Genomic DNA, 20,004 nt, shown 5'->3' with positions numbered 1-20,004 from the left:
CACAGCACATCGGCGGCGCAGCGCATTGGACACAGCGAATAGGCTGGTGACGTGCTTCTCGCCATCGATACTTCCGCCGGAACGAGCGTCGCGGTCGTGGATCTCGCCCGAGGCGTCATCGCCGAACACGCCACCGACGACACTATGCGCCACGCCGAGGTGGTCGGCCGCCTGATCGCCGACTGCCTCAGCGACGCGGCCGTGCCGATCAGCGGCCTCTCCGCGGTGGTCGGCGGCATGGGTCCCGGCCCCTTCACCGGCCTCCGGGTGGGCATCGCCGCCGCGCGGGTCTTCGCGTTGGGCGCCGGGGTTCCCTTCGTGCCCGTCGTCAGCCACGATGCGCTCGCCTTCGGCCGCTATCAGGCCGGCCACACCGGTCCGCTCGTCGTCGTCACCGATGCCCGTCGCCGCGAGGTGAACTGGTCTGTGTACAGTGGGGCGGATGCCGTGGGTCTTCCGATCCGGGTCGACGGTCCTGGCGTGGCCCGGCCGGCCGTGCTGCGGGAGTCCGACTGGGCGCATGCTGGGGTGCCCCGCTTCGACGCGGTCGCCGTGTCCGCCGGGGAGCTGGGGCAGGTCGCCGAGCTGATGTGGGCCCACCAGCGCCCGTTCGCCGCCGACACGGCGCTCTACCTGCGCTCGCCGGATGTCACCGTGTCCAACGGCCCGAAACGGGTGAGTTGATCATGTGGCAGCTGCGGCGCGCCCGGGCCGCCGATGTGGACGCCATCATGGCGCTCGAGACCCGTATCTTCGTCAACGACGCGTGGTCCGCCGAGGCGATGGCCCAGGACGTGGTCAATCCGAACTGTTACTACCTGGTGGCCTTCCCCCCCGATGAGCCCGACCGAATCGAGGGCTACGCCGGGCTGCAGGCCCTGCAGGGAGCGCGCGAGGGCGACATTCAGACCATCGCGGTCACCGAAGAGGCCCGCGGTCACGGCCTCGGCCGAACCCTGATGCTCAGCCTGATCGCCGAGGCCCGGAAGCGGGGCATGCGCGAGGTGTTCCTCGAGGTGCGGGCCGACAACCCGCCGGCCCAGGAGCTCTACCGCCGGCTCGGCTTCGAGGAGTTGGGCATCCGCCCTGGCTACTACCAGCCCGACAACGTCGACGCGATCGTGATGCGACTGCACGTGCCTGACGCCGAGATGCAGATGACACCGGCAGAGGCCGCACCGGAGGCCACCGAATGACCACCCTGAACGCGCAGACCACCCTGAACGCGATGACCGCGCAGAACCCCGCCAACCCGCTCGTGCTCGGCATCGAGACCTCCTGCGACGAGACCGGAATCGGAATCGTCCGCGGAACCACCCTGCTTTCCAACACGATCGCGTCGTCGATGGACGAACACGCCCGCTACGGCGGAGTCGTGCCGGAGGTGGCCGCGCGCGCGCACCTGGAGGAGCTCGTTCCGGCGATCCGGGCGGCCGCGCTGGAGGCCGGCATCCGTTTGCAGGACATCGATGCGGTGGCCGTGACCTGCGGCCCCGGTCTGGCCGGCGCGCTCATGGTCGGGGTCGGCGCGGCCAAGGCACTCGCCATCTCTCTCGGCAAACCGATTTACGCGGTCAACCACCTGGTCGGTCACGTCGGGGCCGATGTGCTTCGACTCGGCGCAGACGACTCCACGGAGCCGCTGGAATACCCCACCGTTGCACTCCTCGTCAGCGGCGGTCACACCTCACTGCTGCTGGTGCGCGATCTGGTCTCCGATGTCGAACTGCTCGGCGAGACCATCGACGACGCGGCCGGCGAGGCCTTCGACAAGGTGGCCCGCCTGCTCGGCCTGCCCTACCCGGGCGGACCCCAGATCGACCGGGCCGCGCGGGAAGGCAATCCCGCCGCCATCCGTTTCCCCCGCGGTCTCAGCCAGACCAAGGACATGGCGAAACACCGGTACGACTTCTCGTTCTCCGGGCTCAAGACCTCGGTCGCGCGCTGGGTCGAGCAGAGACGCGACGCGGATGAGCCGGTGCCGCTGGCCGACGTGGCCGCCAGTTTCCGAGAGGCGGTCGTCGACATCCTCCTGACCAAAGCCGTCGCTGCCTGCGTCGACCTCGGTGTGCCGAGGCTCCTGCTCGGGGGCGGCGTGATCGCCAACGCTCGGCTGCGTCAGGTGGCCCAGGAGCGCACGAACGCCGCCGGCATCGCCCTGCGCATCCCGCCTCTGTCGCTCTGCACCGACAACGGCGCCATGATCGCGGCCCTCGGGGCGCAGCTGATCATGGCCGGGCATGCGCCGTCGTCACTGGAGTTCGGGGCGGACTCCACTCTTCCGGTCTCCGAGATCCAAGTCTGAAACCCCCTCCCACCGGTATTTCGCCACCGGACGGGTATTCTGGCTTCGGCAGGCGACATTTGTTCGTGCGATCAACACCTTGTCCGACTGGGAGCCAGATCGGCAGCCCAGATGCACCATTCCCGAAGGAGCAATCGACATGACCGACCCCAACGAGCCGCCGGTTAGCCCGCCCATGTTCCAGCCGCCGGCGGCGCAGGCCGCTCCGGCCTACGCCCAGCCGGGCTACCCCCAGCCCTACGCGCCGCAGGGCCCGTCCGAGAAGTACAACGTGCTGTCCATCGTGTCGCTCGTGACCTCGGTGCTCGGGATCTCCCTGGTCGGCATCATCACCGGCCACATCGGTCTGAGTCAGATCGGGAAGACCGGAGAAAAGGGACGGGGACTCGCGATCGCCGGCCTCATTGTCGGCTACGCCGGCCTGGCGGCTCAGCTCCTGGCCGTCGTCCTGCTGATCCCGTTGATGATCGCGATCGCGAACGACCCGACCCTGCTCAATACCTACTGACCCGGTGGCCACGGGCAGAAACCCTGCGCGTCGATGGCCCGTGACCCGATATGCAACCAGCGACGCCACCCCGTCGTCCGGAAAGGAATGAATTCGCATGAGCGATTCCAACAACCCCAGCAACCCTGACGTGCCCCGCGTGCCTGACGTGCCGCAGGTGCCCGGCGTACCGCAGGTGCCCGACGTGCCACAGGTCCCCGATATCCCGCGCGACGAGCAGGGGGCGTCTGCCGCCCCGCCGGCGTACAACGGCCCGACCCCGCCGGCCTCCGTCCCGCCCTCCTACGGCGGCCCGACCCAGCCGCCCGGCTACGGCGCCCCGACGATGACCCAGGCACCTGCCTATGGCGACGCGTATTCGTCGCCCTACGGTGCGGTCGCCGCGAAGCAGCCGATTCTCAGCATCCTGGCGCTGGTCGCCGGCGTTATCGGCGTGCTCGGCTCGCCGATCGTGTTCCTCCCGATTGTGGGTGGCATCCTCGGACTATTCATCCCCGCCGCCGCGGTCGTCCTGGGCTTCCTCGGCAAGTCGAAGGAGCCGCAGGCGAGGGGCTTCTGGCTGACCGGGCTGATCACGGGGTTCATCGGCGTCGGGCTGGCACTGGTCAGTATCGTGATCTGGTCTGTCTTCTTCGCCACCATCCCTACCTCGTCGTACTGAGCGGAAGATAGCAGCGGGGATGGTTGGGGAGGAACGGGACTGGTCCCGCAACGATGACTTCCGGGTCGACCTCACCCGGCCTCCGGCGCCCGCTCCGGGGGAGCTGGACTACGCGTCGACCATCACAGCCCCCACCGAATGGGTGCCGTACGTCTACACCGACAGCGAGCTGAGCGCGCAGGCAGACCGGAGCGGGCTGTCCATCGCATCGCTCGTCTTCGGGCTGCTCGGGCTGCTGATCGCGGTCTTCGGCGTCTGGGGCGCGGCGCTCTCCCTGGCCGCGGTCGTGCTGGCCGTGATGGCCCGCCTGACCGAGCGCCGTGCCGGCACCGTGTGGGCCTACGGGCTGTGGACCGGGCTGGCGGGGCTGGTCCTCGCGGTCGGGTGGGTGTTGATCGTCACGCAGGTGCTGACGGTCGTGCCCGGCTGAGCCGCGCTGTCCTTCGCCGCTGGCCTTAGTCGAGTGGCGGAACCCGCTCCACCAGCAGAGCCACCCGGTGACCGGCGGCCCGGGTGAGCACGAGCGTCGCCGACTCGGGGCCCTTGAGCTTCAGTCGGGTGCGCAGGGTGGCCGGGTCGACGTCCACGCCGCGTTTCTTGATCTCGAGAGTGCCGATGCGGCGTTCCTGTAGGGCCAGCCGCAGCTTCTTCTCGTCGACGGGCAGCACCTCGAGCACCCGGAATGCGGTGGCGAAGGGCGTGCGGTGCAGGGTCTCGGAGGTGAGGTACGCGATCCCCTCGCTCAGCATCGACGCGTCGAGCGACCGGGCCAGGTCCCCGATCAGACGTGCACGGATGATCGCGCCGTCCGGTTCGTACAGGTAGTCGCCCAGCACTCCCACCGGGGCATCCGTACTGTCGTGGGGCGCGGTCAGTTCGTGAATCCCGGTTCGGCCGAGCAACAGGGCGGAGCGACGGATGCCGGCGCGTGCCAGTGCTCCGAACCACAGCCCCATCTCCACGAGCTTGCCGTCCACGGAGACCCACTGCGCCTCGGCCTCCGCGGGGATCAGCTCGCGGTCGTGGCCCGGCCCGAGCTTGACGCCGACGGGCATCCGCTCACTGAGACCGAAGACGAAATCGAGGTGGGGGGAGTAGTCCTCCGGCCGGGTCAGGCGCGAGGTGTTGGAGTGCCCGGCGGTGCGCCGGGCCGGGTCGAGCCAGGCGGCGTCGAAGCCAGCCAGGTCGATGTCTTCCGCGGACGAGTGCAGCACGCTCGCGTTCTCGAACGGAGCCAGGTTGTAGCTGGCGACGGTCGCGGTCACCTCGTCGGCGTCCACCCCCGTGACCGTGAGGTCCATGGCGGCCAGGGCCATGGCGTCGCCTCCGATGCCGCAGCCGAGGTCGACGACCCGGTCCAGGTACGCGCCCGCGAAGCGGCCGGCGTGCAGCGCCGCCACCCTCAACCGGGTGGCCTGCTCGAGGCCGGCCTCCGTAAACAGCATGCGGCCGGCGAACTCGCCGAACTTGGGCACGGCCCTGGCGCGGAGCCGGGACTGGCTGAGCACCGCGGTGACCAGGTCGGGGCTGTGTCCGGCCTTGCGGAGTTCGCTCACCACCCGCACGACGTCGGCGGCCGGGTCGTACGGCGGCAACGAGTCCAGCAGGCGCAAACCGCCCGGCGATAACAGCTCGACGAGCTCTGAGCGTTCCATCGTGCAAACCTATCAACACGGCGCATCTGGCACTCACGTTGCGTGAGTGCCAGATGCGCCCTAAACTCGTCTTAGCACTCTCGCTGTGAGTCTGCTAACTATGTCTTAGCTAAGAAAGAGGTCAACCGTGTCGGTCTCCATCAAGCCGCTCGAGGATCGCATCGTCATCAAGCAGGTCGACGCAGAGCAGACCACCGCATCAGGTCTGGTCATTCCTGACACCGCCAAGGAAAAGCCCCAGGAGGGCGAAGTTGTCGCAGTCGGCCCCGGCCGCATCGACGACAACGGCAACCGCATTCCACTCGACGTCGCCGTCGGCGACAAGGTGATCTACTCCAAGTACGGTGGAACCGAAGTCAAGTTCGGTGGCGAGGACCTCCTCGTCCTGTCGGCCCGCGACGTGCTCGCAGTCGTCGTTCGCTAGCCACACCCACGCAACGGTAGAATCCCGGATGGCCCTGGCCATCCGGGATTCGTCGTTAAGAAAGGTCCGCTGTGGCGCAAGACCCTCTTTCACCCGGGAAAATCCGCGCGGCCCGCCCGGCGCGGTCGGAGCAAAGCAAGGGACTGATCTACGCGGTCCTCGCCTACGCCCTCTGGGGCGCCCTGCCGCTCTACTTTCTGCTCCTCGCGCCCAGTGGTGCCTTCGAGATCGTGGCCTGGCGGGTTCTCTTCTCTCTGGTGTTCTGCGCACTGCTGATCACGGTCACGCGCAAGTGGAAGTCCTTCCTCGCGCTGCTGCGGAGGCCCCGCATCGTGTTCACGATGGGTCTGGCCGGCCTCCTGATCTTCGTCAACTGGCAGACCTACGTCTTCGCCGCCCTCAGCGGCCACGTGGTCGAGGCAGCCCTCGGCTACTTCATCAACCCGATCGTGACCGTGTTCCTCGGCGTCATTCTGCTGCGCGAGCGTCTGCGCCTGCTGCAGTGGGTAGCCGTGGGAATCAGCCTCGGGGCCGTCGTCGTGCTCACCGTCGGCTACGGCTCGCTGCCGTGGGTGTCACTCATCCTCGCGTTCTCGTTCGGCTTCTACGGTTTGATCAAGAAAAGGGTCGGCCGTGACGTCGATGCCGTCGCCGGACTCACCCTCGAAACGGTCTGGCTCGCACCCATCGCCGTGGTGCAGCTGATCGTGGTGGCCTCCGTCTCCGGTCTCACCTTCGGAAGCGTGTCCACCTGGCATACCGTGGGGCTGCTGGCAGCAGGTGTTGTGACCGCCGTGCCGCTGTTGTTCTTCGCCGCCGCGGCCCGGCGCCTGCCTCTGACCTACATGGGTCTGATCCAGTACTTCGCTCCGATCCTGCAGTTCCTGGTCGGCGTCTTCGTGCTGCTCGAGCCCATGCCTCCCGAGCGCTGGGTCGGTTTCGCACTGGTCTGGGTGGCGCTGGTCCTTCTCACGACCGACATGGTCCTCACCGGACGCGCGCCCCGGCGTGCGTCCCTTGAACCGGTCTGAGCCCCGCTACGCTCGGGGACGCACCTCGTACGTGAAAGGACACCGGATGCGCACTGCGTCGACTTCCCTGCCCGTCCACCTCGTCGGGGCGCTCGCCTGCGTGCTCCTGCTGTCCGGATGCAGGGCCGAGGTCGCGCCGCCCGTAGTCGAGCCCGCTGCCGCCGCGTCCGTCGTGGTGGCTCCGTCCGGTGACGGTACCGTGCGCCTCGGAACCCTGTTCCCCATGACGGGCCCGTCGGCGGCCAGTGGTGCGGCACAGGTGGCCGGCTCCGAACTGGCCGCCCGCGAGATCACCGAGCAGGGCCGCATTCTCGGCACTCCGATCGAGATCATCCACCGCGACTCCGCCGTCGACCCGGCGACGTCGCTGACCGACTTGTTGGCCCGTGGCGTCGACGTCGTGCTGTGGGACGCCACCGTTCCGATGCCGGGCGATCTGGCCGCCGCCGTCGCGGCGGCGCCGGTGGTACTGCTGTGGCTCGGCGACTTCGCAAACGGGGGCACGCCGCTGGCCGCCAGTGACGGCTTCGCTGCGCGCCTGCGCACCCTCGATCCAGGGCTGGTCGACACTGCCGGCGGCGGTGAAGCCTATGACGGAGTTGTCCTGAGCGCCCTGGCAGCAGCACGGGCCGGAGACGACGGTGCGGCGTCGATCAGGCCCGCTCTCGACCAGGTGAGTACCGGGGCGTTCGCCTGCGCATCCTGGGGAGAATGTGCGGCCGCGCTGGCCGATGCGCAACAGATCGCCTATCAGGGCGTCACCGGCCGCCGATCGTAACGATTTGGTCTGCGTTACACGGATGTAACCCGGTTGCCTTGTTTCGCGCGATTCCTGTCAATAATGTGACAGAACGGCAGTCAATCGACCGCTGTCATTTCTCATTCCTAGTCCCAAGGAGCAACATGAGCGTATTCGCGAAGGCCTCGGCCTCCCGCTCAGTTCGGGCAGTCGTCACTGGAGTCGCCCTCGTCGGCGTCAGTGCACTTCTGCTCACCGGCTGCAGCAGCAACACCGCTGAGCCGGCTGCATCGGAAGCCCCCGCCGCGAGCGGAGACGCCCAGGCCATCACGGCCGGCGACCGCGACCTGACCCTGAAGATCGGCACCATCCTTCCCCAGAGTGGTGCCCTGGCTTTCCTCGGCCCGCCCGAAGAAGCCGGCGTCGCCCTGGCCGTCAAGGACATCAACGACGCGAACCTCGGCTTGACCGTTGAGGCCATCTTCCGTGACTCCGGCGACACCACGACGGACACCGCGACCGGTTCGGTGACCGACCTTCTCTCGCAGAAGGTTTCCGCCATCATCGGCGCGGCATCCTCCGGCGTCTCCAAGACCGTGATCGACCAGATCACCGGCGCGGGCGTCGTGCAGTTCTCCCCGGCCAACACCTCGGCGGACTTCACGAAGTATGCCGACAAGGACCTCTACTGGCGCACCGCCCCGTCCGACCTGCTGCAGGGTGAAGTCCTGGGCACCCAGATCGCCGACGACGGCAACAGCACCCTCGGCCTGATCGTGCTCAACGACTCGTACGGCACCGGCCTGGCCGAGTCCACCACGACCGCCTTCGAGGCTGCGGGCGGCGAGGTCGTCGCCACGTCCCTGTTCAACGAGGGTGACTCCAACTTCGCCGCTCAGATCTCCGAAGTGACCGCCGCCAACCCCGACGCGATCGCCCTGATCACGTTCGACCAGGCCAAGGTCATCACCCCCGCACTGGTCGGCTCCGGCTTCCCCGGTGGCAACCTGTACTTCGTGGACGGCAACCTGTCCGACTACAGCAAGGACTTCGACGCCGGCATCATCACCGGTGCCAAGGGCACGCTGCCCGGCCTCGACGTGGGAACGCTCGGCGACTTCACCGATCGTCTCAAGGAGATCGACCCCACCCTGACCGACTTCAGCTACGCGGCAGAATCTTACGACGCCGTCATGCTCGTCGCGCTTGCGGCCTACGCGGCCAACGACGTCTCGGGTGAGGCCATCTCCAAGCACCTCCGCCAGGTCTCTGGGGGAACCGGCGACGGCACCACGGTCTCCGACTTCACCGCGGCGGCTAAGGCCCTCGCGGACGGCGACCAGGTCGACTACGACGGCTTCTCCGGCCCGGTCACGTTCGATGAGAACGGCGACCCGACCGAGGCAACCATCGGCGTCTACGAGTACCTCGAAGACAACACGTACAAGCGCATCAACTAGTCACGATTCGTCGCTGACCAGCATTCGATCTGGAAGGGCCCCGACTTCGGTCGGGGCCCTTCTTCGTTCGCCCGGTGACGGCCGTCACCCGGTGACGCCCCTCCCGGACACCAGCGGCGTCACCGGATCCGGAGCACCGGACACACGGAAGCGGCGCCCGAAGATCTCGGGCGCCGCTTCGTCGTGCGGGGCAGTCGGTGCGGGCGGCTCCGGCTAGTCGTCCTGGCCGAGGGTGCCGAGGTAGAGGCCGATCACCTTGGGATCGTTCAGCAGCTCGCGGCCGGTGCCCGTGTAGGCGTCACGGCCCTGATCGAGCACGTAACCGCGGTCGCAGATCTGCAGGCATCGGCGCGCATTCTGCTCCACCATGATCGTGGTCACGCCGGCCTTGTTGATCTCCTTGACACGCAGGAAAGCCTCGTCCTGGCGCACGGGGGAGAGGCCTGCGCTCGGCTCGTCGAGCAGCAGCACGTGCGGGCCCATCATCAGCGCCCGCGACATGGCCACCATCTGGCGTTCCCCGCCGGACAGCGATCCGGCGCGCTGCTGCAGACGCTTCCCGAGCTCCGGGAAGATCTCCGTGACGAACTCGAGGCGTTCGGTCAGGCCTTTCGGCTTCAGGAACATGCCCATCTCCAGGTTCTCCTGGATCGTGAGCGTGGGGAAGACGTTGTTCGTCTGGGGCACGAAACCGACGCCCTTGGCCACGAGCTTGTTCGCCTTGAGGTTGGTGATGTTCTCGCCGCGAAGCAGGATCTCACCCTCCCGAACCTTGACCTGGCCGAAGATCGACTTGAGCAGCGTGGACTTGCCGGCGCCGTTCGGGCCGATGATCCCGATCAGCTCGCCGTCGTAGGCGGTCAGGGAGCAGGCGTTGAGGATGTTGACGCCCGGCAGGTAGCCGGCCGTCACCGTCTTGACCTCGACGACGGGCTGCCCGGTGGGGGTGTAGGCCGGCGCGGCGGCAGGGCTGGTGTTCGTCAATCGAGCAACTCCTTAATGGCTTCCACACGTTCTGTTTCGGCGGCCGGATCCTCGCCGAGGTCCTCGTCGTGGTGCTGACCCAGGTAGGCGTCGATCACGGCGGGGTTACGCATCACCTCGTGCGGGTCGCCCTCGGCGACCACGCGGCCCTCGGCCATCACGATGACCCAGTCGGCGATGTGGCGCACCATGTGCATGTCGTGTTCGACGAAGAGAACCGTCATGCCCTCCGCCTTCAGGTTGAGGATGTGGTCCAGTAGCGACTGCGTCAGTGCCGGGTTCACCCCGGCCATCGGCTCGTCGAGCATCACCAGGCTCGGCTCGCTCATCAACGCCCGTGCCATCTCGAGCAGTTTGCGCTGCCCGCCGGAGAGGCTGGCGGCGTAGTCGTCCTTCTTGGTGTCGAGCTTGAACCGTTCGAGGATATCGAGGGCCCGCACCCTATTCGCCTCCTCCTGCTTGGCCCAGAAGAAGGGGAAGATCGCCCGGAACAGGTTCTCGCCGGCCTGGCCCTTGGCGCCGAGCAGCATGTTGTCCATGACGGTCAGCAGGCCGAGCGCCTTGGTGAGCTGGAAAGTGCGCACCTGGCCCATCCGGGCCACCTTGAACGCGGGCATCCCCGACAGTGGGCGACCCTCGAAGGTCCACGACCCGGTGTCGGGCTTGTCGAAGCCCGTCAGCAGGTTGAACAGGGTGGTCTTGCCGGCTCCGTTGGGCCCGATCAGCGCCGTGATGGCGCCGCGCGGGATCTCGACGTGGTCGACGTCGACGGCCTTGAGACCGCCGAAGGTTCGACTCACGCCGTCGGCAACCAAGATCGGGTCGCGCTTCTTGCAGCCCGGTTCGGCCTCGCCGATGTGCAGGTCGGTCGACTTGACCGGCTTGTTGCTGGGAACGGTGTTATTTGACAAAGGCCAACTCCTTCTTGTTTCCGAAGATGCCTTGCGGTCTGAAGATGACTATAAGCATGATCGCCACTCCAACCAGGATGAAGCGCAGCTGGCCGGCCTGGATGCTGGTGATGAACGGGATCCAGCCTGCCTCCACTGCTCGGGCGATGAACCCGGAGAAGAAGGAGAGCAGAACCCAGAAGACCATCGAGCCGATGACCGGCCCGAGAATCGTCGACGCGCCGCCGAGCAGGAGGATCGCGTAGATGAAGAACGTCAGGGACGTCTGATAATTCGAGGGCACCACGGCACGGGGAAGCACGAAGATCATTCCGGCGATCGTGCCGAACACGCCACCGAGAATCAGGGACTGCATCTTGTAGGAGTAGACGTTCTTGCCGAGCGCGCGCACAGCATCCTCGTCTTCACGGATTCCCTTGATCACGCGACCCCACGGGCTGCGCATGATCTGCCAGGTGAACAGGCAGGCGAGGGCCACGATCGACCAGGCCACGATGCGCAGCCACCAGTCATACTCGTTGTACTCGAAGGGGCCGAAGCCGTAGCGCCCCTCCGGGATCGGGTTGAGGCCGGCGAAACCGCCCTTGTAGCCGCTCAGGCCGTTCGCGGAACCCGTGATGGACTGGAACGTGTTCGTCGTGAACAGGAGGCGCACGATCTCGGCCGCCGCGATCGTCACGATCGCGAGGTAGTCCGCGCGCAGGCGGAGCGTCGGGATGCCCAGGACCAGGGCGAAAACGATGGATGCGCCGACCCCCACCAGCACGGCACCCCAGACGGGGAAACCGAAGCTGAGGGTGGAGATGGCGAACCCGTAGGCTCCGAGGGCCATGAAGCCGGCCTGGCCGAAGTTCAGGAGGCCGGTGTATCCGAAGTGGATCGCCAGCCCGAGTGCCGCGAGGGCGTAGGCGGCGGTGGTCGGGCTGATCAGCTCGACGGCTGCGTTGCTAAAGATTGCTCCCCAGTCGATCATCGGATGCCCTTCTAGCCAATTCTCTCTTTGCGACCCAGGATGCCTTGCGGCCGAAGCAGCAACACCAGGATCAACACGACAAGTGCACCGACGTATTTAAGGTCGGAGGGAAGCCACAGCGTCGACAGTTCGACGAACAGGCCGACGATGATCGAACCGATCAGGGCGCCGAAAGCGGTGCCGAGACCGCCGAGGGTCACGGCCGCGAAGACGAGCAGCAGGATCTGGAAACCCATGTCCCAGCTGACGCCCGGACGGAAGTAGGCCCACAGAATTCCGCTGAGGCCGGCGAGGGCCCCACCGAGCACCCAGACGATCCGGATGACGCCGTCGACGTCGATCCCGCTGGCCGAGGCCAGGCTGGGATTGTCGGAGACCGCGCGGGTGGCCTTGCCGATGCGGGTGCGCAGCAGGAAGTAGGAAACGGCCAACAGCACCACGATGCTGATGCCCATGCTGGCCACGTCGATCATCGAGAGCCGGATCGGACCCAGCTGCATGTCGGCGAGGCCGGATCCCGGAAGCTGGCTCGTTCCGCCGCCGACGAAGATCTGGAACAGGTAGCGCAGGGCGAGCGAGAGACCGATGCTCACGATCATCAGTGGGATCAGACCGACGCCCTTGCGACGCAGCGGCTTCCAGATCACCGCGTCCAGGCTCCAGCCGAAGCCCGCGCTCAGCACGACGGCGATGATGATCGCCAGCCAGATCGGCAGGCCGAGCGTGACCGAGAAGAGGAGGGACATCAGCGCGCCGAAGGTGATCATCTCCGCATGCGCGAAGTTGCTCAGCCCGGTGGTGCCGAAGATCAGGGACAGCCCGATCGCGGCCAGGGCCAGGAGCAGACCGAAGTTCAGCCCATTGACGAACCGATTGATGAACTGGTCGAAGAAGCTCACCGTCGTGCGCGTGCCCTCACCGAGGAAGAAGTTGACCGACTTCACCTTCGTGAGCGCGAACTCCGCCTCGATCACGCTGCCGCCCTTGGCGACGACGACGCCCTCGGGGAGGGTCTCCTCATCGAGGGTGACGGTGTAGGTGGCCTTCTCGGGCACGCCGACCTTCCACTTGCCGTCGGCACCCGTTTCCACGGATGCTTCATAGCCGGCCCCCTCGACGGTGATCAGCACATTGTCGAGTGGTTTCTGGTCGAACTGCACATTGCCGGTGAGGACGAACTCGTACTCGTCGGTTCCGACCTCGTCGGCATGAGCCGGACTGGCCGAGACGGTGGCGAATGTGGACATCGTCAGGGCTGCAAAGAGCAGGCCGAGAAAGATCACCAGCATTCTGGGTGAGAATCTGCGAACAGCTTCAGGGGAATTCACTGCACCTCCATGGCGGCACCGTTGGGTCTGTGACCGAGCGTGCCCCGGGTCTCACCTACCAACATCTTTGTTGACAGTAAGTGAAGATTATGTCGCATATGTAACGACGACGGCCGACACTCCCTAGATTCTCTGCTGAGGAATGCGCGGAGCGCAACGTCGCTTAACATTGAGAAGCCGGTAATCAAGTTGGATGGCCGCGTTTTCTCCACTTTCCTGCATTATTAAAAGGGGTTTTATGGATCAGCCAGATCCGTTCGGTTTCACCGGGCTCACGTACGACGACGTCCTTCTCCTTCCGGGGCACACCGACGTCATTCCCAGTGAAGCCGAGACAACGTCTCGGTTGACGCGCCGGATCAGCGTGGCCACGCCGCTGCTGTCCAGCGCGATGGACACCGTCACCGAGACCCGGATGGCCATCGCGATGGCCCGTGAGGGTGGCCTCGGCGTGCTGCACCGCAACCTCTCGATCGCGGACCAGGCCGAGCAGGTCGACCTCGTCAAACGCAGCGAATCCGGCATGATTACCAATCCGGTAACAACTTCGCCCGACGCCACCGTTGCGGAGGTCGACGCCCTCTGCGGGCAGTATCGGATCAGCGGTCTCCCCGTCGTCGACGGCGACGGCGTGCTCGTGGGCATCATCACAAACCGGGACATGCGGTTCGTCTCCACCACCAAAAAGCACACGACCCGGGTGCGCGAGGTGATGACGACGGCACCGCTGATCACGGGCAAGGTCGGCATGGCCCCGATGGACGCCGTCGCCATCTTCGCCACCCACAAGATCGAGAAGCTTCCCCTCGTCGACGACCACGGCCGCCTGACGGGCCTGATCACGGTCAAGGACTTCGACAAGAGCGAGGAATACCCCTTCGCCACCAAGGACGACGCCGGACGACTGCGCGTCGGCGCGGCCATCGGCTTCTTCGGCGACGCCTGGCAGCGCGCCACCTCACTTCTCGAGGCGGGCGTCGACGTGCTCGTGGTCGACACCGCCAACGGCGACAGCGCCGGGGTGCTCGAGATCATCCGTCGCCTGAAGTCCGACCCTGCCTTCGAGGGGGTCGACGTGATCGGCGGCAACGTGGCCACCCGCTCCGGCGCCCAGGCCCTCATCGACGCCGGCGCCGACGCGATCAAGGTCGGGGTCGGCCCCGGCTCGATCTGCACCACCCGCATCGTCGCCGGCGTCGGCGTGCCGCAGATCACCGCCGTCTACCAGGCGTCGCTCGCGGCTCGGGAGACCGGCATCCCGGTCATCGCCGACGGCGGGCTGCAGTACTCCGGCGACATCGCCAAGGCACTGGTCGCCGGCGCGGACACCGTCATGCTGGGCTCTCTGCTCGCCGGCTGTGACGAGAGCCCCGGCGAACTCGTCTTCGTCAACGGCAAGCAGTTCAAGACCTACCGCGGCATGGGGTCGCTCGGCGCGTTGCAGAGCCGCGGCACGAAGACCTCCTACTCCAAGGACCGTTACTTCCAGTCGGATGTCCCCTCCGACGACAAGCTCATCCCGGAAGGCATCGAGGGCCAGGTCCCGTATCGCGGACCGGTGTCCGCCGTGGCCTACCAGCTGATCGGCGGCCTGCGCCAGTCCATGTTCTACGTGGGCGCGCGTACGATCGACGAGCTCAAGCAGAAGGGTAAGTTCGTTCGGATCACGTCCGCCGGGCTCAAGGAGTCGCACCCGCACGACGTGCAGATCGTGGTCGAGGCGCCCAACTACCGCCGCTGACAGTACTCGAGGGTGACTAGGTGGCCGCGGCCAGCCGGGAGACCGCTTCCGCGAGCACCTCAGGTGAACACCCGAAGTTGAGACGCGCGAAGCCCCGGCCCGGTTCGCCGAACATCGGGCCGGGGCTGAGTGCGACCCGGGCCTGCTCGAGTGCGATCAGCGCCGGGTCGTCACCCCAGCCGAGGCTCCGCAGATCAAGCCAGGCCAGGTAGCCGGCCCCTGGCTGCCGGTAGCCGACCCCGGGCAGTTGCGCGTCGAGCAGGGCGGCGAGCTCACGGCGATTGTCGTCGAGGGCCGCGATCACCCCGTCCAGCCACGGCTCCCCGTCGCGGAACGCCGCGATGCCGGCGATCAGCCCGAACTGGCTTGTGCGCCAGGATACCTCCTGGGGCAGGGCGGCGAGCTCGGCGCGCATCCGTTCGCCGGCGGTGACGAGAAGCGCGCATTTGAGGCCGGCCAGGTTCCAGGCCTTGCTCGCGCTCGTCACGCAGACGCCGTGGTCTGCGGCCTCGGTGGAGACGGTGAGGTAGGGCGTGAAAGCGGCGTCGGTGTAGGTCAGCGGGGCGTGGACCTCGTCGCTGACGACCGTGACGCCGTAGTGGGCGGCGAGCCCGGACAGCGCCGTGAGGTCCTGGACGGTGTGCGGATGCCCGATCGGGTTGTGCGGGTTGCAGAGCAGGACGCAGCGCACGCCCGATTGGAAGGCGCGCTCGAGGCCGTCCAGGTCGAGGGTCCAGCCGGTCTGACCGGCGAGGAGCGGCACGGCGTGCGGCACCCCGCCGGCCTCGGGCACGAGGTCGAAGAAGGGCGGGTAGACCGGGGGAGTGATCACAACCCGGTCGCCGGGCCTGATCAGCATTCGCAGGGTCTCCACGATGGCCACGCTGACATCCGTCGTGGTGGTCACCTGCTCCGGGTCGACCTGCCAGCCCCAGCGGCGACCGGCGAATCCCGCGAAGGCCGCGCCAAGCCCGTTGACCGGTGCGACATACCCGGTGTCGCTGCGCCGCACCGCCGCTGTCAACGCGTCCCGGATGGGTTCGGCGAGCGGAAAGTCGGACTCGGCGACGAATAGCGGCAGCACATCGGCGGGAAAACTGCGCCATTTCATGCTGGTGCGCTCGCGCAGGAGGGACAGAGGGTCGGCGGTGACGTCCATCACCTCAGGATGCACCCCGCGGCATCCGTCGTCGAGGAGCGCCGCGGCACCTAAACTGAAATCATGGAAATCGAGATCGGCCGCTCCAAGCGCGCCCGCCGCGTGTACGCCTTCGACGACATCGCGATTGTGCCCAGCCGGCGCACCCGCGACCCGGAGGATGTGTCGGTCAACTGGACCATCGACGCCTATCAGTTCTCGATCCCGTTCCTCGCGGCGCCGATGGACTCCGTGGTGTCCCCGCAGACGGCCATCATGATGGGTCAGCTCGGCGGTGTCGGCGTGCTCGACCTCGAGGGCCTCTGGACCCGCTACGACAACCCCGAGCCGCTCCTCGCCGAGATCCGCGAGCTGCCCGCCGACCGGGCCACCGCGCGCATGCAGGAGATGTACTCCGAGCCGATCAAGCCCGAGCTCGTCACCGCCCGCCTCGCGGAGATCCGCGCGGCCGGCGTGACCGTGGCCGGCGCCCTGTCGCCGCAGCGCACGCAGGAATTGTACGAGACCGTCGTCGCCGCCGGCGTCGACCTGTTCGTCATCCGCGGAACCACCGTTTCTGCCGAGCACGTCTCGCAGAACCAGGAGCCCCTCAATCTCAAGAAGTTCATCTACGAACTCGACGTGCCCGTGATCGTGGGCGGGGCGGCGACCTACACCGCGGCCCTGCACCTCATGCGCACGGGTGCGGCCGGCGTGCTCGTCGGCTTCGGCGGCGGCGCTGCCTCGACCACGCGCGCCTCCCTCGGCATCCACGCGCCCATGGCCACGGCCGTCGCCGATGTCGCCGGTGCCCGCCGGGACTACATGGACGAGTCCGGTGGACGCTATGTGCACGTCATCGCTGACGGCGGACTCAACACCTCCGGCGACATCGTCAAGGCCATCGCCTGCGGCGCCGACGCCGTCATGCTCGGCACCGCGCTGGCCCGGGCGACGGATGCCCCCGGCGGCGGCTTCCACTGGGGCGCCGAGGTGCACCACTCGAAGCTGCCCCGCGGCAAGCGGGTCGAGGTGGGCGCCCTGGCACCGCTCGAGACCATCCTGTACGGCCCGACGCCGATCGCCGACGGCACCGCGAACCTCGTCGGCGCGCTGCGCCGGTCGATGGCGACCACCGGTTACTCCGACCTGAAGGAATTCCAGCGCGTCGAGGTGGTCGTCGCCCCGTACCGGGGGAATTAGACGGTTGTCGCGCCGCGACGAGTGAACTAGCGTCGGTATGAATTAGCGTCAGGTAAGCACCACACCATCCGGAATGGGAGTGAGCACATGGCATCAGGTAATTCGGCGTCGCGATCCACGAAACTGGGTCCGGAGGAACGAGCTGCGGCCCTCGAACGACTGAAGGGCAAGGAGCTCGATATCCTCGTGGTCGGCGGCGGCATCGTCGGCACCGGGGCCGCCCTGGACGCGGTCACCCGCGGCCTGAGCGTGGGCATCCTCGAGGCCAGGGACTGGGCGTCGGGAACGTCGAGCCGGTCGTCCAAGCTGGTGCACGGCGGCATCCGCTACCTGGAACAGGCCGACTTCCGGCTGGTGCGCGAGGCTCTGACGGAGCGTGGCCTGCTCCTGCAGCGCATCGCCCCGCACCTGGTAAAGCCGGTGCGGTTCCTGTACCCGCTCAGGAAGCGCGTCACCGAGCGCTTCTACGTGGGCGCCGGCATGCTCCTCTACGACCTGTTCTCGTATACCGGCGGGCGCGCCCCCGGTGTGCCGCACCACCGCCACCTGTCCAAGCGGCAGGTGAAGGGGCTGCTGCCCAGCCTGAACACCGACACGATCGTCGGCGGCATCACCTACTACGACGGGCAGGTCGACGACGCGCTCTACGTGGCCTCGCTCGTGCGCACCGCGTCGTTCTACGGGGCGCACGCGGCCAGCCGGGTGCGGGTCGAGGGATTCATCAAGGTGGGTGAGCGGGTGGTCGGCGTGCACGCCCACGATCTGCAGACCGATGAACGGTTCGAGGTGCGGGCCCGGCAGGTCGTGAACGCCACCGGGGTCTGGACCGACGACACGCAGCGCATGGTCGGCGAACGCGGTACATTCAAGGTGCGCGCGTCGAAGGGCATCCACCTGGTCGTGCCCCGGGACCGGTTCCAGTCGGCCATGGGGCTGCTGCTGCGCACCGAGAAGAGCGTCCTGTTCGTGATCCCCTGGGGACGGCACTGGCTGATCGGCACGACCGACACGGACTGGCACCTGGACAAGGCGCACCCGGCCGCCACCGCCGCCGACATCGACTACCTGCTCGAACACGTGAACGCCGTGCTCCGGGTGCCGCTGACCCGGGAGGACGTCGAGGGGGTCTACGCGGGCCTGCGGCCGCTCCTGGCCGGGGAGTCGGAGAGCACCTCGAAGCTGTCCCGCGAACACCTCGTCGGACACTCCGTGCCCGGCCTGGTGGTGATCGCGGGCGGAAAGTGGACCACGTACCGGGTGATGGCGAAGGATGCGATCGATGCGGCCGTCGACGCCTTCGACGAACGGGTCCCGGCCTCCACCACGGCGGACATCCCGCTGCTCGGCGCCGAGGGTTACCAGGCGGCCTGGAATAAGCGCGGCCGGATCGCGCGGGCGTTCGGCCTGCACACCGTCCGCGTCGAGCACCTGCTGAACCGCTACGGCACCCTGACCGACGAGCTTCTCGACCTGATCCGCAAGACCCCGTCACTCGCGGACCCGTTGCCGGGGGCCGACGACTACATCGAGGCGGAGGTCGTGTACGCGGCCACGCATATGGGCGCCCTGCACCTCGAGGACGTGCTGGCTCGCCGCACTCGCATCTCGATCGAGGCCTGGGACCGCGGCGTCTCGGCGGCGCCCGTTGCCGCGCGGCTGATGGCCGGGGTGCTCGGCTGGGACGAGGCCCGGGAGACGCGCGAAGTGGGCACCTACCTCAAGCGGGTGGCGGCGGAACGCGCGTCACAGCAGCAGCCCGACGACGAGTCCGCCGACCGCGTGCGGCTCGAGGCTCCGGACATCGCCGCTACGAAATAGGAGCGAGCCTCTCCTGCCGCCACCCTCGCCCGGCGTCCACTCCCTGCCTCCGCTTGTCCGCCCGCACCCCGCCGGTGCGTGAACGAATTCGATGGTGATTCTGCCCTGTGGGGCCTGAAAAATGCTGGGGTGACCCGACAGCGCCGTTCAGAGCCAAATCTCTGTCGAATTGGTTAGGCCGGCCGAGCGCACGCGTGTGGCCAACTCAGGACATCCGTCACCTGGGCTGCCCGCCCGACACGGACCAGAGCGGAACTCGTGCGGGTGCCCGGGCCCGGCCGGACGGATCTCCTGCGTTAGCCGCAACACCGAGCGGATGTGCCGCAGCGCCTGTGCGGTTCGGGCATCCGCCAGACACTCAGCCCCAGCCCGTCGCAATTCGACGGAGATTGTGGCCGGTGCGGAGGAGAAAGCGTCCGACAGCACCTTCGGGAGCAGAATCTCCGTCGAATTGGTGAGAGCAGTCGGCGGCGCGGCGGCGCGGCGGGGGTCGCGGGGCGCGGGGCCGCGGGGTTGGCGGCGCGACTGCGGGCGGGAGGCACGCAAACTCGCTCCGGTAGACTGGGCTGACTGCCCATAAACCTCAGGAGTTGCACCATGGTTGACGTTCGGCGGGTCAAACTTCCCGGGGTGGGAGTGCTGCACACCTTCATCACGGATGACGGCGGCAAAGTGGGCGTCATCGCCCACCGCTCGGGGCACAGCGACCTCATCACCTTCGCGGACGATGAGGGCGGCCCCGACGCCGCCAAGGTGTCCCTGCGGCTGAACGAAGACGAAGCGCACACACTCGCCGAGCTCCTCGGCGGCACCCAGATCACCGAGTCGCTCACCGCGCTCGACCAGATCCCCGGCCTCAGCATCGACTGGTTCACCGTCGACTACGAAGACCACATCGCCGGCCAGGCGCTCGGCAACCCCGCCGACCGCGGCATAGCCGGTCTGACGGTCGTGGCCGTCGTCCGCGGGGAGTCCGCGAACCCGGCGCCCGCCCACGACTTCCGTGTCTTCCCCGGCGACACGCTCGTCGTCGCCGGCTCGCCCGAGAAGGTCGCGAAGGCCTTCGCCTTCTTCCGCACCGGCGAGGTTAAGGCCAAGTCCGTCGACGCGCCGCCCGGGGGCTAG

General features: G+C 67.6%; 20 protein-coding genes. 14 read left to right on the top strand and 6 right to left on the bottom strand.

Features of this window, described 5'->3' with window-relative positions:
• The first annotated feature begins 51 nt into the window (after positions 1-51).
• The 6 genes from tsaB (at position 52) to E3O18_RS09700 (ending at position 3,904) form a co-directional block, all read left to right on the top strand.
• Entirely contained in the window at positions 52-684 is a 633-nt protein-coding gene (gene tsaB / locus E3O18_RS09725; RefSeq protein WP_134417994.1) for a tRNA (adenosine(37)-N6)-threonylcarbamoyltransferase complex dimerization subunit type 1 TsaB, read from the top strand.
• 2 nt (positions 685-686) lie between these two features.
• On the top strand, positions 687-1,196 hold the full coding sequence (gene rimI / locus E3O18_RS09720; protein ID WP_134395111.1) for a ribosomal protein S18-alanine N-acetyltransferase: 510 nt from the start codon (positions 687-689) through the stop codon (positions 1,194-1,196).
• Entirely contained in the window at positions 1,193-2,305 is a 1,113-nt protein-coding gene (tsaD, locus tag E3O18_RS09715) for a tRNA (adenosine(37)-N6)-threonylcarbamoyltransferase complex transferase subunit TsaD (protein ID WP_241976623.1), read from the top strand. The genes rimI and tsaD overlap by 4 nt, the downstream gene beginning before the upstream one ends.
• 139 nt (positions 2,306-2,444) lie before the next feature.
• Positions 2,445-2,813: a DUF4190 domain-containing protein gene (locus tag E3O18_RS16115; RefSeq protein WP_166784637.1), complete on the top strand. Its 369-nt coding sequence runs from the start codon at positions 2,445-2,447 to the stop codon at positions 2,811-2,813.
• Between the two features lie 97 nt (positions 2,814-2,910).
• The gene (locus tag E3O18_RS09705) at positions 2,911-3,474 is read left to right on the top strand and encodes a DUF4190 domain-containing protein (protein ID WP_134395109.1); all 564 of its coding nucleotides are present in this window, start codon (positions 2,911-2,913) and stop codon (positions 3,472-3,474) included.
• A gap of 19 nt (positions 3,475-3,493) precedes the next feature.
• A complete protein-coding gene (locus tag E3O18_RS09700) occupies positions 3,494-3,904 on the top strand; it encodes a DUF4190 domain-containing protein (protein WP_134395108.1) in 411 nt (136 codons plus the stop codon).
• A 25-nt stretch (positions 3,905-3,929) separates the two neighbouring features.
• Here E3O18_RS09700 and E3O18_RS09695 read toward each other — a convergent pair whose 3' ends face one another.
• On the bottom strand, positions 3,930-5,129 hold the full coding sequence (locus E3O18_RS09695; RefSeq protein WP_134395107.1) for a methyltransferase domain-containing protein: 1,200 nt from the start codon (positions 5,127-5,129) through the stop codon (positions 3,930-3,932).
• A 127-nt stretch (positions 5,130-5,256) separates the two neighbouring features.
• Between E3O18_RS09695 and groES the strand changes: the two genes are divergently transcribed.
• The 4 genes from groES to E3O18_RS09675 all read left to right on the top strand — a co-directional run bounded on the left by groES (position 5,257) and on the right by E3O18_RS09675 (position 8,783).
• On the top strand, positions 5,257-5,553 hold the full coding sequence (groES, locus tag E3O18_RS09690; protein WP_066597535.1) for a co-chaperone GroES: 297 nt from the start codon (positions 5,257-5,259) through the stop codon (positions 5,551-5,553).
• A gap of 101 nt (positions 5,554-5,654) precedes the next feature.
• A complete protein-coding gene (gene rarD / locus E3O18_RS09685) occupies positions 5,655-6,584 on the top strand; it encodes an EamA family transporter RarD (RefSeq protein ID WP_134395192.1) in 930 nt (309 codons plus the stop codon).
• Positions 6,585-6,630: 46 nt separating this feature from the next.
• A complete protein-coding gene (locus E3O18_RS09680) occupies positions 6,631-7,362 on the top strand; it encodes an ABC transporter substrate-binding protein (RefSeq protein WP_134395106.1) in 732 nt (243 codons plus the stop codon).
• Positions 7,363-7,487: 125 nt separating this feature from the next.
• Entirely contained in the window at positions 7,488-8,783 is a 1,296-nt protein-coding gene (locus E3O18_RS09675; RefSeq protein WP_134395105.1) for an ABC transporter substrate-binding protein, read from the top strand.
• Between the two features lie 213 nt (positions 8,784-8,996).
• Here E3O18_RS09675 and E3O18_RS09670 read toward each other — a convergent pair whose 3' ends face one another.
• The 4 genes from E3O18_RS09670 to E3O18_RS09655 are packed head-to-tail and all read right to left on the bottom strand — an operon-like array spanning position 8,997 to position 12,940.
• Positions 8,997-9,767, bottom strand: coding sequence for an ABC transporter ATP-binding protein (locus E3O18_RS09670; RefSeq protein ID WP_104171787.1), 771 nt, complete (start codon positions 9,765-9,767; stop codon positions 8,997-8,999).
• Positions 9,764-10,678, bottom strand: coding sequence for an ABC transporter ATP-binding protein (locus E3O18_RS09665; protein WP_104171788.1), 915 nt, complete (start codon positions 10,676-10,678; stop codon positions 9,764-9,766). The genes E3O18_RS09670 and E3O18_RS09665 overlap by 4 nt, the downstream gene beginning before the upstream one ends.
• Positions 10,668-11,648, bottom strand: coding sequence for a branched-chain amino acid ABC transporter permease (locus E3O18_RS09660; RefSeq protein WP_134395191.1), 981 nt, complete (start codon positions 11,646-11,648; stop codon positions 10,668-10,670). Before E3O18_RS09660 ends, E3O18_RS09665 begins: the two co-directional genes overlap by 11 nt.
• Before the next feature lie 14 nt (positions 11,649-11,662).
• On the bottom strand, positions 11,663-12,940 hold the full coding sequence (locus E3O18_RS09655; protein WP_134395104.1) for a branched-chain amino acid ABC transporter permease: 1,278 nt from the start codon (positions 12,938-12,940) through the stop codon (positions 11,663-11,665).
• A 277-nt stretch (positions 12,941-13,217) separates the two neighbouring features.
• On the opposite strand from E3O18_RS09655, the gene guaB reads away from it, so the two are divergent.
• Positions 13,218-14,720, top strand: coding sequence for an IMP dehydrogenase (gene guaB, locus E3O18_RS09650; protein WP_134395103.1), 1,503 nt, complete (start codon positions 13,218-13,220; stop codon positions 14,718-14,720).
• A 16-nt stretch (positions 14,721-14,736) separates the two neighbouring features.
• Here the strand turns inward: guaB and E3O18_RS09645 are convergent, their stop codons facing one another.
• Entirely contained in the window at positions 14,737-15,879 is a 1,143-nt protein-coding gene (locus E3O18_RS09645) for an aminotransferase class I/II-fold pyridoxal phosphate-dependent enzyme (RefSeq protein WP_134395102.1), read from the bottom strand.
• Positions 15,880-15,942: 63 nt separating this feature from the next.
• Between E3O18_RS09645 and E3O18_RS09640 the strand changes: the two genes are divergently transcribed.
• From E3O18_RS09640 to E3O18_RS09630, 3 genes are all read left to right on the top strand, one after another.
• On the top strand, positions 15,943-17,061 hold the full coding sequence (locus tag E3O18_RS09640) for a GuaB3 family IMP dehydrogenase-related protein (RefSeq protein ID WP_134395101.1): 1,119 nt from the start codon (positions 15,943-15,945) through the stop codon (positions 17,059-17,061).
• A gap of 87 nt (positions 17,062-17,148) precedes the next feature.
• Positions 17,149-18,879 (top strand): glycerol-3-phosphate dehydrogenase/oxidase, encoded by a 1,731-nt coding sequence (locus E3O18_RS09635; protein WP_134395100.1) that lies wholly within the window; start codon positions 17,149-17,151, stop codon positions 18,877-18,879.
• A 597-nt stretch (positions 18,880-19,476) separates the two neighbouring features.
• Positions 19,477-20,004, top strand: coding sequence for a TrkA C-terminal domain-containing protein (locus E3O18_RS09630; protein WP_104100916.1), 528 nt, complete (start codon positions 19,477-19,479; stop codon positions 20,002-20,004).

Source organism: Cryobacterium sp. TMT2-42-4, from assembly GCF_004402645.1.
Classification (GTDB): Bacteria; Actinomycetota; Actinomycetes; order Actinomycetales; family Microbacteriaceae; genus Cryobacterium; species Cryobacterium sandaracinum.
Note: the sequence above shows the minus strand (reverse complement) of the source record. Positions and strands in the feature narration are given on the sequence as shown.